This is a genomic window from Gordonia jacobaea (assembly GCF_001186365.1).
Taxonomy (GTDB): Bacteria; Actinomycetota; Actinomycetes; order Mycobacteriales; family Mycobacteriaceae; genus Gordonia; species Gordonia jacobaea.
On the sequence record NZ_LDTZ01000016.1, the window covers coordinates 319,530 to 336,202 of the forward strand.

Annotated in this window: 14 protein-coding genes; 4 read left to right on the top strand and 10 right to left on the bottom strand. The window is 63.6% G+C overall.

Annotated features, from left to right (window positions below; all coding sequences use genetic code 11):
* The 3 genes from rplE (at position 1) to ABW18_RS10170 (ending at position 2,767) form a co-directional block, all read left to right on the top strand.
* Positions 1-579: a 50S ribosomal protein L5 gene (gene rplE, locus ABW18_RS10160; RefSeq protein WP_005208408.1), complete on the top strand. Its 579-nt coding sequence runs from the start codon at positions 1-3 to the stop codon at positions 577-579.
* Positions 579-764 carry a type Z 30S ribosomal protein S14 gene (locus ABW18_RS10165; RefSeq protein WP_005170384.1) on the top strand — a complete coding sequence of 62 codons (186 nt, stop codon included), beginning with the start codon at positions 579-581 and terminating at the stop codon, positions 762-764. Before rplE ends, ABW18_RS10165 begins: the two co-directional genes overlap by 1 nt.
* 338 nt (positions 765-1,102) lie before the next feature.
* A complete protein-coding gene (locus ABW18_RS10170; RefSeq protein WP_049698854.1) occupies positions 1,103-2,767 on the top strand; it encodes an alpha-keto acid decarboxylase family protein in 1,665 nt (554 codons plus the stop codon).
* A 98-nt stretch (positions 2,768-2,865) separates the two neighbouring features.
* Here the strand turns inward: ABW18_RS10170 and ABW18_RS10175 are convergent, their stop codons facing one another.
* The 5 genes from ABW18_RS10175 to ABW18_RS22250 all read right to left on the bottom strand — a co-directional run bounded on the left by ABW18_RS10175 (position 2,866) and on the right by ABW18_RS22250 (position 7,186).
* Entirely contained in the window at positions 2,866-4,599 is a 1,734-nt protein-coding gene (locus ABW18_RS10175) for a signal peptidase I (RefSeq protein WP_049698855.1), read from the bottom strand.
* Between the two features lies 1 nt (position 4,600).
* Complete coding sequence (locus ABW18_RS10180) at positions 4,601-5,248, bottom strand: SipW-dependent-type signal peptide-containing protein (protein ID WP_152930051.1); 648 nt, start codon at positions 5,246-5,248, stop codon at positions 4,601-4,603.
* Entirely contained in the window at positions 5,245-5,805 is a 561-nt protein-coding gene (locus ABW18_RS10185; protein ID WP_152930052.1) for a hypothetical protein, read from the bottom strand. The genes ABW18_RS10180 and ABW18_RS10185 overlap by 4 nt, the downstream gene beginning before the upstream one ends.
* A gap of 17 nt (positions 5,806-5,822) precedes the next feature.
* Positions 5,823-6,470, bottom strand: a complete 648-nt coding sequence (locus ABW18_RS10190) for a signal peptidase I (RefSeq protein WP_049698858.1) — start codon at positions 6,468-6,470, stop codon at positions 5,823-5,825.
* A 161-nt stretch (positions 6,471-6,631) separates the two neighbouring features.
* Positions 6,632-7,186, bottom strand: a complete 555-nt coding sequence (locus ABW18_RS22250) for an alternate-type signal peptide domain-containing protein (RefSeq protein ID WP_053117434.1) — start codon at positions 7,184-7,186, stop codon at positions 6,632-6,634.
* Between the two features lie 525 nt (positions 7,187-7,711).
* Here ABW18_RS22250 and ABW18_RS10200 point away from each other — a divergent pair.
* Entirely contained in the window at positions 7,712-8,521 is an 810-nt protein-coding gene (locus tag ABW18_RS10200) for a DUF8020 domain-containing protein (RefSeq protein ID WP_152930053.1), read from the top strand.
* 84 nt (positions 8,522-8,605) lie between these two features.
* Here the strand turns inward: ABW18_RS10200 and ABW18_RS10205 are convergent, their stop codons facing one another.
* The 5 genes from ABW18_RS10205 to ABW18_RS10225 are packed head-to-tail and all read right to left on the bottom strand — an operon-like array spanning position 8,606 to position 16,563.
* Complete coding sequence (locus ABW18_RS10205) at positions 8,606-9,700, bottom strand: esterase/lipase family protein (RefSeq protein ID WP_049698860.1); 1,095 nt, start codon at positions 9,698-9,700, stop codon at positions 8,606-8,608.
* 56 nt (positions 9,701-9,756) lie between these two features.
* Positions 9,757-10,506: a respiratory nitrate reductase subunit gamma gene (narI, locus tag ABW18_RS10210; RefSeq protein ID WP_049698861.1), complete on the bottom strand. Its 750-nt coding sequence runs from the start codon at positions 10,504-10,506 to the stop codon at positions 9,757-9,759.
* Positions 10,506-11,168 carry a nitrate reductase molybdenum cofactor assembly chaperone gene (narJ, locus tag ABW18_RS10215; protein WP_049698862.1) on the bottom strand — a complete coding sequence of 221 codons (663 nt, stop codon included), beginning with the start codon at positions 11,166-11,168 and terminating at the stop codon, positions 10,506-10,508. Before narJ ends, narI begins: the two co-directional genes overlap by 1 nt.
* Positions 11,165-12,856, bottom strand: coding sequence for a nitrate reductase subunit beta (gene narH / locus ABW18_RS10220; protein WP_049698863.1), 1,692 nt, complete (start codon positions 12,854-12,856; stop codon positions 11,165-11,167). The genes narJ and narH overlap by 4 nt, the downstream gene beginning before the upstream one ends.
* Positions 12,856-16,563, bottom strand: a complete 3,708-nt coding sequence (locus ABW18_RS10225) for a nitrate reductase subunit alpha (protein ID WP_049698864.1) — start codon at positions 16,561-16,563, stop codon at positions 12,856-12,858. The genes narH and ABW18_RS10225 overlap by 1 nt, the downstream gene beginning before the upstream one ends.
* Positions 16,564-16,673: the final 110 nt, after the last annotated feature.

A 16,673-nucleotide genomic window follows, 5' to 3' on the forward strand; every position in this document is an offset into this window, starting at 1 on the left:
ATGACCACCACCGAAAAGACCCAGCCGCGTCTCAAGCAGCGCTACCGCGCCGAGATCAAGGATGCGCTGAACACCGAGTTCGACTACGCCAACGTGATGCAGATCCCGGGCGTCGTCAAGGTCGTCGTGAACATGGGCGTCGGCGACGCCGCTCGCGACTCGAAGCTGATCAACGGCGCGGTCACCGACCTCGCACTGATCACCGGCCAGAAGCCGGAAATCCGTCGCGCACGCAAGTCGATCGCACAGTTCAAGCTGCGCGAGGGCATGCCGATCGGCGCACGCGTCACGCTTCGTGGCGACCGTATGTGGGAGTTCCTGGACCGCCTCGTGTCCATCGCGCTTCCCCGTATCCGCGACTTCCGCGGACTCTCGGACCGCCAGTTCGACGGCAACGGTAACTACACCTTCGGCCTGAACGAGCAGTCGATGTTCCACGAGATCAACATCGACAACATCGACCGGCCGCGCGGTATGGACATCACCGTCGTCACCTCGGCCACCACCGACGAGGAAGGCCGCGCGCTGCTGCGCCAGCTGGGCTTCCCGTTCAAAGACAACTCCGTGAAGGACAACTGATGGCAAAGAAGGCTCTGGTCAACAAGGCCAACAAGAAGCCCAAGTTCGCCGTGCGGGCCTACACCCGGTGCAACCGCTGCGGCCGTCCGCACTCGGTGTTCCGCAAGTTCGGCCTGTGCCGTGTGTGCCTGCGCGAAATGGCACACGCCGGCGAGCTCCCGGGCGTGCAGAAGTCGAGCTGGTGACCCAGCTCCGCTGACGTAGCTCGACGGGCGGCGCGCGCTGCGGCCGCTGGTTGAGCTTGTCGAAACCTCGACCCCGTGTCCCCACTGTGGGACGCGGGGTCGTCGTCGTGTTGGGGCAGCATGATCCGTATGACGGATGTGCCGGTTTTCGGGGCTCGGCGTCATACTGATCGATTCGACGCCGTCGCAGCCCGCCTCCCCCGATCGGGGGAGCGCGCAATCCACCCGAACATCGGCCAGATGGCGGGTGGGTGGGACGTCCGTGATCGCGAAAACTGAGTTCATCGCTTCCTGAACGAGCCACAAGGGGCTCCCCGGCGATGACGAAAGGCGCGGACATGAACGTCACGAGTACCTACACCGTTTCCGACTACCTCCTCGACCGTCTCGCCGATCTCGGCGTCGACACCATCTTCGGTGTCCCGGGCGACTTCACCCTCGGGCTCCTCGACCACGTCGACGAGCATCCGTCGATCAGTTGGGTGGGCACCGCGAACGAGCTCGGCGCGGGCTATGCGGCCGACGGCTATGCCAGGATGAACGGCGTCGGGGTGGTGTGCTCGACCTTCGGAGTCGGTGAGCTCAGCGCCATCAACGCGGTGGCAGGTTCGTACGCCGAGCACGTCCCGGTGCTGCACCTGGTGGGTGCACCCACCGAGGCGGTTCAGGCAGCCGGACGGGCGACGCACCACTCACTCGGTGACGGCGACTTCACCCACATGCTGCGCATGTCCGCGGAAGTGACTGTGGCACAGGAGATGTTGCAGCACGGCACGGCCACCGCACAGATCGACCGGGTGCTCGCCGCGATGGTGGCCGAGGGGCGTCCCGGATACCTCTCGCTGCCCGCCGACGTCGCCGAGCAGTCGTGTGAACCGCCCACCACTGTCCTCGAAGTACCTGCCAATCGCACGGACGTCGACCAGCTCGCCCGATTCGCCGACGCCGCGACACAATTGATCGCCGACCGATCGCCGGTCGTGCTCGCCGACATCTTTGTCCATCGATCCGGTGCGGTGGATCAACTGCATCATCTCCTGAAGGTCGGTGGACTGCGCTACGCGTCGTTGCTGTGGGGGCGGCGCGTCGTCGACGAGCGTGGCTCCGGATACCTCGGGCTGTACCTCGGTGACGCGACCCAGCCCGACGTGCGCGCCGCGGTCGAGGACGCCGAGTGTCTCATCACCGCCGGGGTCTGTTTCACCGACCTGATCTCCGGATACTTCACACAGCGCCTCGACGACGCGGTCCGCATCGATCTGCAACCGCACACCGCGGTAGTCGGTGGTGAGACCTTCGCGGGCATCGAGATGCGCGACGCACTGGCCGTACTGGCCGAGATCGTCCCCCCGCGACCTGACCTGCCGGTGTCACTTACAACGTCGATGGGCGACGTCGAGCCCGATCCGCATGCACCGCTGACCCAGAAGGAGCTATGGGAGGCTGTCGCCGCGGCGCTGACCGGCAACGACGTGATCCTCGCCGACCAGGGAACCAGCTTCTGTGGCATTGCGGCGCAACGACTTCCGAGTGGTGCGGTGTTCATCGGCCAGCCTTTGTGGGCGTCGATCGGCTACACGCTACCCGCCATGATCGGGGCGGCGATCGCGGCACCGCATCGTCGACCGGTATTGCTGATCGGTGACGGCGCGGCACAGCTCACGGTTGCCGAGCTCGGCACGCTCATCCGGCAGCGTATCCCCGCGGTGATCATCGTCGTCAACAACAATGGCTACACCGTCGAGCGTGCGATTCACGGTCCGGAGATGAACTACAACGACATCGCTCCCTGGCGGTGGACGCTGCTGCCGTACGCATTGGGCGGCGACGTCTCGACAGTGCGGACCCATCGGGCGACGACACAGGCCGAGTTGACCGGCATGCTCGTCGACGCTGCCGCGCACCCGACATCGCTGACGCTGATCGAGGCAGTCACCGGTGAACTGGACGTCCCGCCGGTGCTCGAGGCAATCGCGGCTGCTGCCGCGAGCGCGAACAGGTGACCTCCGCTATCCGCAGAGAGACCCTCACGCCAGACCGTCACGCACGTGACGGTCTGGCGTGATATGCGTTGGGATCGAACACTTCTGATGACCCGAGGTCAGCCGGAGGGAGTCCCAGTGGTAGCCGCGGCGCCGGTCGACGAGGTCGTACCGGGCTGGCTGCTCGGGGTGGCCGTCGTCGTGCTCGCGGGAGCGACGGTCGTCGTCGTCACGTCGTAGGCCTGCCATGCCGAGCCGACCTTCTTGACGAGTACGCTGCTGCCGTCCGGCTGATGGATGGTCAGGACGTCGTCGGTGGCATCCCAGGTGAGCGTCGACCCCGATTGCACTGCGTCGGTGAACACCGTTGCGCCCGAGGCTGTATCGGTCAGAGTGAGTGTCGTCCCGGTGAGAGACGCGCTCACCGCCTTCGATGGTGACGTGGTGCCCGACACCGCGACGGCTGTCGAGGTGACCGTGGTGGTCGACGGGGATGACGTCGACGTGGAGGAACTCGACGGTGGCGTCGAAGACCCTGCAGCCGACATCGTGCTCGACGTCTCGCTGCCGCTCGACTTCGCGACCGTCGACGAACTCGACTGTGCCGCTGCCGAACTCGATGCCGCACCGCTGGGCGTCGAACTCGCTGCGGAACTGCTGGTCGTACCCGAGGTCGACGCCGCGACGCCGGCTTTGAGTGCGAGACTTTGCACACCCGACGACGTTGCGGGCCAGGTGTAGTTCGCGTTGCCGTCGGCCGAGCGCACTCCGCAGGCGTAGTTGCTCGACGACGATGCGCGATACACATAGCCGTACGCGAAGTTCGCCGAGACCATCTGATCGGACGTGCGCACCGTGCGGATGGTGAAGATCTGTCCGTTGGCGGCCGTCGTGTCGGTGCCGACAACGTCTGTCGGCGCGGTCGCGACGTAGCTGAGCGTGCCTGCGGTCAGCGTGTATTCCGACTGGTAGGTGGTTGGCGTCGGGTCGTGATCGGCCGGCACCGCCACGCCCTTCGGAAGAAACGACACCCGCACCGAGAACCCGGATGACGGTGCGGTCCAGCTGATCTTGCAGCCTGCCGCACCTGACGTGGTGGCGATTGCGACGGCGCCGCGGACATTGGGGATCGAGTTTCCGAACGTGCCCATGCTGATCGAACTGGACATCACTGCAACGTCGACGAGCGATGCGGCACGCGCGGCTCCGACCTGCTGCGTAGCCAGCGCCACCACCACCGCGGACGCGACACCCGCCGTGGCGGTGGTGTGTCGTGCGCGATGACGTGCCGCTCGCGTGCGCGGCTCCGAAACCCGGTCCTCGCTGGTGCGCCCAGCCCCGGGTGTGTGTCCAGCAGAGCCGGGATCATCCGTAGCCGGACCCCGGCGTCGTCGAAAATTCAGGTACACCAGTGTCATTGAGGCAACGCCGAGCAGAATCCGGGCCGCGGGTGTCTGCATCCACGACGCCGCGTAGCCGGCGAGAGGAATCGTCACGACGACCCGATGTGCATCTCCGATGACGTAGGGCGCCGGGTCCGGGTACTGGTTGGCGTCACCTTTCAGGTAGGCGGTTACCGCCACCTGCGACGCCGCGGCGGTGCTGATCACGCGGTGTGTGATCCGGCTTCCGTCTGGTCGAGAGATCGATACGATGTCGCCCGGACGCACGTCGGTACCGTGCACGGGAGTGGCGAGTGCCAGTGAACCGATCGGCATGGTCGGCGCCATCGACCCCGAGCGGACCACCAGTGGTGCTATTCCGAACGCATGCACTGCGATGGCGAACCCGATGCACAGAAGGCCGAGGGCTGCTCCGACAGTCAGAACGAGTTCTCTTGCTATCTTGCGCATCTCAGTTGGCCTGCGTCGCAGTGAACGTGAATCCCGCAGTTACACCGTCGTTCTCGTCTACGGTGTAGAGCACGTCTGGGTCGACGGCGAACCAGACGCACAGCGTCTCCGACTGGCCTGCGGCAAGCGCACGCGTACCGATCCAGGGATATGTCTTGCCTGCTACCCAAGACGGCCAGGGCACGTAGCCCGTATGTGTCGGCAGTGTGGGGATTGCGCTCGATTCGGTGGTGCTCAGTCCTGGTTCGAGAGTGCCGATTGCTGTTCCGCCTGAACACTTTCCGACGCCGTTGCCATTGACAGGAGTCGCCCCGGAGTACACACGGAAAACCCCGTGGTCGTACATCACACCCGTGGTCACGGGAGCAATGATGGCACTGTAGGTGACGTTGTAGCCCCCCGAGTTCTTGACGGTGAGGCTGGCTGCCCGTGAACTACCGGGCTGCATGTCGGACTGGTTCATCGCGGTCCACATCAACGAATCCTGTCCGTTGAGTTTGAGGTCGACCGATCCCACAGTGAACGCCGCTGTGGTCACGCTTGCCGAATCGCTCCACGACGCCATCGTCGAGATCGCGCAAAGCCCTAGCACCATGCCCAGTGAGCACAGTGCGCGCAGGCGTGAGGAGAGGAGGGTCCTGATGATCATTGCTGCTGGATCGCTCCGAACGTGTATGACCCCGTGTAGGTGGCACCCGCGACCGCGGTGATATCCAAAGTGCCACGCAGACAGAGCAATTGTGTCTGCCCGCTCGACAGTGTCAGGTAGTTTCCCGATGTGGTGAGTGCAGTACCCGGCAGTGTTGTCGCAGTCGAGCCGTCGCAGCTCGTCGCATCGGTTCCCGGCATCGCCGAGGCCGTCAGTGTCAGATGACCATCGGACGTCGCGACGTTGGTGAGTTTGTATCCGAGCGTGGTGTCGCCGCCGTTGGCGACAGTGACGCTCACAGTCTTCCTACTGCCGGGACTCAGCGCTGTCCCACCGAGCGACGTCAGTGCCAGGTTGTGACTACCGCCCGCGGTCAGGACCAGCGCTCCCGAGGATATGGTCGACGCCGATGCCGCGACATTCGACGTCCAGTATGCGCCGGACTGCCGGACCGATATCGCCATCAACGCCGAGACGATCAGTGCCACAAGACATCCGAAGACGATCCTCTGTTGTGAGGTGATGCGTCGGCGTCGGTGCGCGGATGACTTCGACATGCGTATTGCGCTGTGCATCAGGCGGTCTCACGTCTGCGTTCGCGGCGAGCTCGTCGGCGATCGCGCGCAGACGACAGCACCATGAACACCGCGTAGGCGAGGAGGAGCCCCGCCACCACGTACACAGCGATCACATGCTGTCGACCCGTGATGACCTGGTTCAGGTACCCGATGTAGGGGACCGAGTACCAGACTTTTCCCCTGACCTGCACGGCGCGAACGGGGGCTGGATCGGTGGTCGGGTTGTTGTCGCCCTTCGTCGTGAACAACCGTTCGCCGCGGCCGTCCTGGCCGACGCCGACGACGCGGTGGGTCACCACGTCGGCCTGACCGGAGCGCAACTGGTAGGTGATGACGTCGCCGGTATGCACCTGCGCGGGGTCAGCCGTCCGCGCCACCACGAGTGTTCCCGGCGGCATGTGTGGCCGCATCGACGACGTCATGATGGTGTACGGCGTCGCCCCCGCGAGACGTGGGACGACGACGACTGCCGCCAACAATCCCACGGCTACGAACAGAAAGAGCCAGCTCAGCGTCAGTCTGATCATGTCCAGCGGACCAGAGTCGGAGTCGCCCTTCTGGTCCGAGCCGGGTTCGTCGGCGGCGTGGCGGAGCGTCGAAGATGATTCGACACGTGACGAATGCCTTCCACTGGTGATGGACATCGTTCTCTCCGCTTGTGTATCGGATACTGCTTGGTCGGATATGGGGGACTGACCGGGCACAACGCGAATGGCCGTCGTGCCCGGTCAGTCCTGCAGCGCAATCCCTCCCCAGTTCGCGCGCCGCGAGAGCGGATACTGCCGAGGGCAGGACCCGCTGGTCTTTAGGACTGGTTGGGTCCTTGAACCTGATCAAGGTGCAGACTGATGTTGTTCAGGTTGAGCGTGTCCGTCTGGCTCGAGTTGGTCGCCGAGGCAAACGGAAGCTTGAGGGTCACCACCACCGTGTAGGCCGACGCCCCGCCGGTCGGGCTGATTGCCAGCGACGTTCCACCCTGGGTGATATCGGTCGCCGATGCGTCGCCACTCTTTTTGGCTGAAATGGTCTTCGTCGTTTCTGAAGCGAGAGATCCCGACGAGGTGAATCCCGATGTATCGGCGTAGAGTTTCGCCTTCAGGTTGTCGCCGGTCGCATTGATATTCACCGTCGTTGTGTACGTGAGCGTGTCGCCGGGAACGAACTTGAATGACGTCGGATTGATGGAGCCGTTCTGATCGGTCCATGTTCCCGTGTCTTTGCTCATCGAGAGCTGACCTGAGCTGATGGTCGAGCCGCCGATTGCCGTGCTGTCGTTCCAATACGCGAGTGATCCGAGCCCTCCGAGAAGAAGAACTGCCGCGCCCCCCGCAGCAACTGCACCCTTGGTCTGTTTCTTCATTGTTGCTCTCTGCATCGATTGGCCACCTCGGGGATTCCGTGGTGTGGTGATGCATTTTTAGCCCGCCGGGGCCGGTTGCACAACCAATAGTTGTCTATCGAGCCTCAAGCTCAACTTGATTACAGGTGTTCACTGACCGATCAGTAGGTGATCGAAGGTGAGCGGTGAATGTGCTTGTTTCCGCAGATCATCGGCATTAAATCGGTTTCATTCTCCGAAGTGTGCGATTAATGATGTCGAATGAATGCGCCATTGAATGTTGTCATATTCATGTGATGGAGATCACGAACAGAGTGTCCGATTTAACCATTAGTGCACGTGAACAGCTACCGCAACGGATTTACTACTTGATGAAAGTCGTAAGCCATTTACCGCAACGGCGTGCCTCTGCGGATTGGTGGAGCGTCTTGAAGGGTGCTGCGTGATGGCGGACACAAATGCGCGAATCGATTGATTCTGGCGTACGATCCATTGCCGAAAGCTGCCGACCAGAAAAACCAAGTAGCGCTTTCGGGGGAGAATAAAATGAAAAAGCATGGTGTACGAAGCTCGGGGGAGTTTCTGACCGCGCGGTCAGGAAAGCTGTTCGTGTTCTTGTTATCGGTCGCTTTGGCGACGGTGGTCTGCGTGGTTGCCGGGCTCGTCGGTGACGGGGGTCGGGGTGACGCGTCGCCACCTCCGGCGTCGAATCGGATAGATTTCCACACGGCAGTGAAGGGCGACGACGTGGTCCTGACTGTCGGTTCCGGTGCTCTGCGAGTGGCCGGCGATCAGATACAGATCGTCGACCCGCACGGCAGGGTCGCCGCCAGCGCGCCACTGAAATATGAAGTGGCGCAGAGGGTTTACAAGCTGGGCGTCGAACTTCAGGGCGGTGCGGCACGACTGCACGTCGATCCGTCGTCGATCAGTCGAGCGGTGTCGCTGGCACCGCACCGCGCAGCCGAGACGACGACGGTTGTCGTCACCTCGACGCCGCCGACCTCGGCGACGTCGGACGCGGATGCCCGCGCAGACAGACTCGATAAAGCGATCACTCGAATGGGCACGGAACTGTCACTCGGAATGGCCATCGGAACGTCGGTCGGCACGATTCTCGGTGGTGTTCTCGGCTGCCTTGTCGGGCTGGCCGCGGGCATCGTCGGGTGTTTGCCGGGGCTCATGGCGGGTGCGACAGCCGGTGCCGTCGCGGGATCGGTGGTGATCGGTGGAGCCGCGATCGTCGTGTCGATGATCGTCTTCGGGATGACGATGAGCGCGCCGACGCCGACGCCGAAGGCGCAGCAGCCGCAGCGGCCGACCACTCAGGTGCCGACAGCGACGCCGTCGCGTTGATCCGTATGACGCGCTGCCCGAATTCTGGGCGCGAATGTCATACGGATCAACGGTCATACGGACCGAGAGCCCGCGGGCGGAGCGCTAGCCGACGAGCCAGGCGTTCGGTGCGCAGACGAGCGGAACGTCGGCGCCGAGGGCGCGCAACACGATCGACGTCGCGCGGGGCGAATAGCTCAGCGAGAAGTGGTCGGACGTGTCCTGGGGGCAGCCGTCCTGCAGCGTGATGTTGCGGGTGTTCTTGGTGCCCTTGGGGAAGAACGTGCTGGAGTAGGGGGTTGTCACCTCGTCGTAGCGGGTGCCGACGATCGTGTATCGGATGTCGCCGAGTGCGTAGACGCCGCCGCTGTTGAGGTTCTTCAGGAACGGCGAGTTGTAGATCTGCTGGGTTCCCGAGACTCCGACGCCGAGTGCGAGTGGTCCGAGGATGTCGACGCCGAGATCGTTGATGGTGCGTCCGAGTGTGCCGATGCCGTTGAGCGTTGTGCCGTTGTTGGTCGCGCCGAGAGTCACGACGTTGGCGACCTTTGCGGCGCCGCCGTCGAATCGCAGGTACTGGCGAGTCGAGATCCCGCCCATCGAATGGCCAACCATGTCGACCTTGGCTGCGCCGGTGGATGCGAGCACCTTGTCGACGAAGGTCTTGATCTGGGTTGCCGACTTCACGATGTCGCCGGTCCCGTACACGCCGGGGAATGCTGCTGCTACGCCACCGCCTTGAGAGGGCGGCTGTATTCCGTAGTCGAGTGCGTAGACGCAGAAGCCTGCCTGCTGGAGCGCGGGGGAGATCATCGACCAGTTGCTGTAGGCGTTCTCCCACGTTCCGTGGACCAGGACGACAGGGTTGCGGCCGGCCCGGGGTTTGCACGACCAGTCATTCGCACCGGCGGGCGCCACGTCGGGATTCGACAGGCTGTGCGCGAAAGCCGCGGGGAACGTAGTCTGCTTCGGTCCGTTGCCGGTGGGGATGAGCCAGCGACTCTCGCCGTTGAGCAGGAAGGTCTCGGCGCGGGCCGGGGTGGGCGAGGCGTCGGAGATGTAGTCGGCGAGCTGTTGCTGAGGGGCGGCCGACGCGGTTCCTGCGGAGTTCGCGGCAAGCGAGACACATGCGGCGATCGCGGCGACAGCCGTCGTCAGCAGGCGAGTTCGGGAACGACGTCGATTCGACGATGTGGTCACGTGCGAACCTCTCAGCTAGGTGTTGCCGGTCATAGCGCAAGTGAGTGGAGCGTAGCTCACCGGTCGCGGTCCTTGACTCCCACCGGTTCCCAGCCTCGACGTGACGTGCGGTCACCGGGGGTGGGCAGTCGATCGCGACTGCGGTACACGATGTACGGCCGGAACAGGTAGTGGATCGGAGCGGTGAACATGTGCACGAGACGTGTGAACGGAACGAGTGCGAACAGGGCCAGACCGATCAGGACGTGCACGTGGAAGCGCAGTGGCGCTGCGTCCATTGCGCGAATGTCGGGTTGCAGCACGAAGATCGATCGGAACCACGGCGAGACGGTCTGGCGATAGTTGACCCCGGGTCCAGTGGGGTCCACTGCGCCGACAACTGTGATGTAGGTTCCCGCGATCAGCGCGCACACCAAGACCAGATACATCAGCTTGTCGTTGCGGGTCGTCGCCATGAACACCGGGCCGGTGGTGCGACGTCGATAGATGAGCAGGCCGATGCCCAGCAGTGTGGCCGCCGCCGCGAGCAGGCCGAAAAAGCCTGCGCCCCAGTGGTACATCGTCTCGGAGACACCGAGTGCTTCGGTCCAGGACTGTGGGATGACCAGACCGACCGCGTGCCCGGCGATGACCACGAGGATGCCGTAGTGGAACATCGGTGAGGCAATCCGCAGCAACCGCGACTCGTAAAGCTCCGATGACCGCGTGGTCCAACCGAACTTGTCGTAGCGGTAGCGCCAGATGGTGCCACCGATGAGTATGAGCAGGACGACGTATGGCAACACGCCCCAGAGGAATACGTCCATCACGCCTCACCTCTCGCATGTGTCGCGGTCAGCGGCAGTAGGCGCGAATCGTAGGGCTCGAGGCCAACGGCCTCGACGCCGAGCGCCGGCGTCATCGCGCGCGCAGCCTGTCGGTCCACCGGTGACTCGCCGGGCAGCGTCGAGCAGATCGCCGTGAGCACAGCCGTGTACGGAGATCGACGGTCTCGCAATGCGAATCGGATCAACTCGAGCGCTGGGCGATACTTCTCCAGAACCGCTTGTCCCGCGTCGGCGTCGACACGCGCCGCGAACTCCAGGACGATCGGCAGGTGGTCGGGCAACTCGCCGTGGAGGTCGACGACAAAGCCGCTGCTCCGATAGAGCGCTTTGAACTCGCCGAGCGCGGCTCCACGCCGTCGCGTGTCGCCATCGGTCCAGTACGAGAGATACAGCGTGTGCTTGCGTGACAGGTCGAATGTGTCGACGTAGTCGTCGACCAGGGTGGGAAGCGGCGTCGACTCGAGATGATCGACGAAGGTCAGCAGCTCACGAATGGAAGGGTGATCAGGCTGCTCACACAATGCCCTGCGCAGCAGCGAGATTCGGTCGATTAACTGATCGTCGGGATAACTCAGACACCACGACGAGACCTGCCGCGTCACGCGATGATCGGCGGCAGTCGTGCGGCGAGGCCACCTCACGACGACGCCTTCGAGTTGCTGCTGTCGCCGGATGCGGGGCGGTCGGGGAACAGCCCTTCGGGCGACCCGTTACCGTCCCAGTTCAGTAGGTTCGTGCGGTTGGCGAGGCGATGTGAGCTGGTCGCGGTGTCGGTCGTCTGGCGCTGCTTGAGCGCGTGAAAGGTCTCCACCGACACCGGAGTGGGGGTTCCGCTCGCTTCGCCGAAGGCGCCGGAGCCGTACATGCCGGGCCCGTCCTCGTAGTCGAGTGAGCACGCCATCTCGTCGAGCTGTTCGGCCTGCTCGAGATGGGCCGTCGGAATCACATACCGCTCTTCGTATTTGGCGATCGCCATCAAGCGGTACATCTCGTAGACCTGCTCTTCGGACATACCGACAGAGGCGGGGATGTCGGGGTCGGGTTCGCGGCCGAGCGTGATGTCACGCATGTACGCGCGCATCGCCGCGAGTTTGCGCAGGACGCCATCTATTACTGCGGTGTCGCCCGCACTGAACAGTTCGGCGAGGTACTCCACGGGGATGCGCAATGCGTCGATCGCACCGAACAGGGTGCCCGCGTCCTCGGCGTCGTGGCCCTGCCCGCTGAGCAGGTCGACGATCGGCGACAACGGCGGCACGTACCAGACCATTGGCATGGTGCGGTATTCCGGGTGAAGCGGCAGAGCGACGCGGAACTCCTTGGCCAGCGCGTAAATTGGCGATCGACGTGCCGCGTCGAGCCAGTCCTCGGGAATGCCTTCGGCACGCGCCCCGGCGATCACGTCGGGATCGTTGGGGTCGAGGAGCAGGTCGAGTTGGGCCTCGTAGAGGTCGGTGTCGTTTGGTGTGGAGGCGGCTTCGGTGACAGCGTCGACGTCGTAGAGGAACAATCCGAGATACCGGAGTCTCCCGACGCACGTCTCGGAGCAGACGGTCGGTTGCCCGACCTCGATCCGCGGGTAGCAGAGAGTGCACTTCTCGGCCTTGCCCGTGCGGTGGTTGAAGTAGATCTTCTTGTACGGGCAGCCGGTGATGCATTGGCGCCACCCGCGACACCGGTCCTGGTCGACGAGGACGATACCGTCCTCGCTGCGCTTGTAGATGGCGCCCGACGGGCACGACGCCATGCATGAGGGATTCAGGCAATGCTCGCAGATGCGGGGCAGGTAGAACATGAACGTCTGCTCGAAGCTGAACTTGACGGCATCTTCTGATTCACGACGCAGCTTCTCGACGATTGGATCGAGCCCGCCCAATTCCGGTGCGCCACCTAGGTCGTCGTCCCAGTTCGCCGACCATGTGACCTTCGTGTCGTCACCGGTGAGCAGCGATTTCGGGCGCGCGACAGGGAAGTCGTCGCCGAGTGGGGCGTCGACGAGCATCTGGTAGTCGTAGGTCCACGGCTCGTAATAGTCGTAGATGGTCGGTTGAACGGGACTTGCGAACAGCGTCAACAACTTCTGCATCCGACCGCCGGTGCGAAGTCTCAACTTGCCCTTGCCGTTCAGATGCCAGCCGCCACGCCATTTCTCCTGATCCTCATAGCGTCGTGGATACCCTTGTCCCGGGCGGGTTTCGACGTTGTTGAACCAGACGTACTCGGTGCCTGCCCTGTTGGTCCACGCCTGTTTGCATGTGACCGAGCAAGTGTGGCAGCCGATGCATTTGTCGAGGTTCATCACCATCCCGACCTGAGCCATCACCCGCATCAGTACGTCACCTCCTGGCTGCGCTTACGGATCGTCGACACCATGTCGCGCTGGTTCCCGGCGGGACCGAGATAGTTGAACGCATAAGACAATTGGGCGTATCCGCCGATCAGGTGAGTAGGTTTGACGAGGAGTCGGGTTGCCGAGTTGTGTATTCCACCCCGACGACCGGTTGCCTCCGATTTCGGGACGTCGATCGTGCGTTCCTGCGCGTGGTGAACATAGACGACTCCGGCGGGCATGCGATGGCTGACGATTGCCCTGCACACCACGACGCCGTTGGCGTTGACGCATTCGATCCACTCGTTGTCGTGCACGTCGATTGCTGCGGCATCGTCGGGACTCAGCCACGCCGTCGGACCGCCACGGGACAGTGACAGCATCAGGAGGTTGTCCTGGTACTCCGAATGAATGGACCACTTCGAGTGGGGCGTCAGGTATCTCACGGTGATCTGCTGCGCGCCGTCAGGGCCGAGTCGTGGCTCGCCGAACAACCGATGCATGTCCAGTGGCGGTCGATAGATGGGCATCGATTCGCCGACGTCGATCATCCAATCGTGGTCGAGGTAGAAGTGCATGCGACCGGTGAGAGTGTGAAATGGCTTGAGGCGCTCGATGTTCACGGTGAACGGGGCGTATCGCCTACCGCCGGTTTCCGACCCGGACCACTCCGGCGAGGTGAACACCGGAACCGGGGCCTGTTGGGTGTCGGCGAAGCTGATGTGCTTGTCGGCGTTGCCTTCTGCGAGGTCGTCGAGTGTCTTTCCGACCCGCTTCTGAAGTTTCTCGAAGCCCTGGACGGCGAGAGTGCCGTTCGTGGTCCCGGAGAACCGCAGAATTGCCTCGGCGAGTTTCGCATCGGTATCGATCGCCGGCCGACCGTCGCCCGCACCGCCGAGCATCACCCCGTTGCTGTCTGCCAGAATCTTCGTCTGTTCGGCGACATCGTAGGCGACTGATTTGGTGGCGAAGCCGAGTGTATCGGCGAGTGGGCCGACAGTCGCGAGCTTGTCGGCGATCGCGGTGTAGTCGCGTTCCACCACTGCGAACGCAGGCATGTTCTTTCCCGGATGGCCGACCGTCGTCGACCGGTGCCAGTCGTCGACGGTGCCCTTGGGTTGCGCTGTCTCACCGGGAGTGTCGTGCTGCATGGGGGTGCTGACGAGATCGTGCCGCACACCGAGGTGCGTCTTCGCCTGCTCGGAGAACGCGGCGGCGAGGCGGTGGAAGAGATCGAAGTCGGTCTTCGCTTCCCACGGAGGATCGATGGCGGGGGAGAAGGCGTGCACGAAGGGGTGCATGTCCGTCGACGACAAATCGTTCTTCTCGTACCAGGTGGCTGCGGGCAGGATGATGTCGGACAGCAGCGTCGTCGACGTCATGCGAAAGTCCGCCGATAGCAGCAGATCCAGCTTGCCCTCCGGCGCTTTCTCATGCCACCGAACGTCTTTGGGTCGGGGAGTGTCGGCTGATTCGACACCGAGCACATTGTTGTGTGTTCCCAGTAGGTTTCGTAGGAAGTACTCGTTGCCCTTTGCCGACGATCCCATGAGATTCGACCGCCACAGAACCAGCGTCCGTGGCCAGTTCTCCGGGGCGTCGACGTCGCTGATCGACGGCGTCAGTGTGCCGTCGGAAAGATGTTGTGCCACATAGCTCGACGCGGAGTCGGCATCGCCGCTGTCGACGGCTTGGCGTGCGTCGTCTGCGACGTCGAGCGGATTGCGATCGAACTGCGGATAGAACGGCATCCAGCCGAGCCGCGCCGATTGCGCGATGGCGTCGGCGGTGTGTTCGTGGTCGAGCGTGCCGCGCGACAGCGGAGATGCCAGTGACGCGGCTGAATAGCCGTCGTTGCGCCATTGGTCGGTGTGCATGTACCAGTACGACGTACCCGTCATGGTGCGAGGCGGTCGGCTCCAGTCGAGTCCGTTGGCCAATGACATCCATCCCGTGATCGGGCGGCATTTCTCCTGTCCCACGTAATGCGCCCAGCCACCGCCGTTGCGCCCCATGCAGCCGGTCAGGATCAACAGCGAGAGAATGGCCCGATAGGTGGCGTCGCCGTGGAACCACTGGCAGATCCCGGCTCCCATGATGATCATCGATCGTCCGCCTGAATCGACTGCATTGGTGGCGAATTCGCGCGCAACCCGGATCGCTGCCTCCGCAGGCACGCTGGTGATCTCCGCCTGCCAGGCAGGCGTGTAGGGGGTCGACGCGTCGTCGTAGCCGGACGGCCACTCGCCGGGCATTCGGTCACGATGCACCCCGTACTGCGCGAGCATGAGGTCGAAGACCGTGGTGACTCGGTGGCCATCGATGACGGTGGTCGGCACACCTCGACGTAGCACCGAACCGCTGCCATCCGGGGCGTCGAAAGCCGGCAAAGCGATCTCGACGAGTTGGGCGTCGTCGCGACCGACAAGGGTCAACGCCGGTGTGATTCCCTCGAGGTCGAGGTTCCATCTGCCCTCGCCCGCGGCAGAGCGGCGAAAGCCAAGCGAGCCGTTGGGAACCGTGGCTGCTCCGGTCTGCTCGTCGAGTACCACGGTCTTCCACACGGCGTCGGAGTCGTTCTCATCGGCTCCCGCCAACTCATCTGCGGTCAGGAACTTGCCTGCGACGAGGCCGTGTTCGTGTTGCTCGACGTGCACCAGGAAGGGAAGGTCGGAGTAGGAGCGCACGTACTCGTCGAAGAACTCGGTGGTGTTCGCGACGAAGAACTCCGACAGGATGACGTGCCCCATCGCCATGGCCAGGGCGGCGTCGGTACCTGCTTGTGCCGGTAGCCATTCGTCGGCGAATTTGGTGTTGTCGGCGTAGTCGGGGCTGACCGATACGACTTTGGTGCCGCGATAGCGGACCTCCGCCATCCAATGCGCGTCAGGAGTTCGGGTGACCGGGACGTTGGAGCCCCACATCATCAGATACGACGCATCCCACCAGTCACCGGACTCCGGGACGTCGGTCTGATCGCCGAAGACCTGTGGGCTCGCGACGGGCAGGTCGGCGTACCAGTCGTAGAACGACGTCATCACCCCGCCGATCAACTGGATGAAGCGCGTCCCCACGCAATGCGACACCATCGACATCGCCGGAATCGGTGAGAAACCGGAGCATCGGTCGGGGCCGTAGGTCTTGATCGTGTGCACGTGGGCGGCCGCAGCCATCTCGATGGCCTCGTCCCAACTCACGCGGACGAGGCCGCCCTTACCGCGAGCCTGCTGATACGACTTGCGGCGCAACGGATCTCCGACGACGTCGGCCCATGCCAGCACGGGATCGCCGGTCTTTTCCTTGGCGGCTCGGTACATCTCGACCAGAACTCCGCGCGCGTATGGGTAGCGAACCCGCGTCGGCGAGTATGTGTACCAGGAGAATGCTGCGCCACGTGGACAGCCGCGGGGCTCGTATTCCGGACGATCCGGACCGACCGACGGATAGTCGGTTTCCTGAGTCTCCCAGGTGATGATGCCGTCTTTGACGTAAACCTTCCATGAACACGATCCGGTGCAGTTGACACCGTGGGTCGACCGCACGATCTTGTCGTGGTTCCACCGATCGCGGTAGAAGACGTCGCCGGATCGGCCGCCGTCACGGAAAACGACTCTCCCGTCGGAAGTTTCGTCCCAACGGGTAAAGAATTTGCCGATATTGAGCAGGGCTGTGGCTGCATCGCCCTGAACTGCAGTAGATCGGGCCATGAATTCACCATACGGATGAAAAGGTGAGGGTGTGTGGTTTCGTCGCCGCATAGCCGAAGCGGCTCGGCTGAGGCGTCGACACGCGGCCGGACGTTATCGCCGAGTGCTCC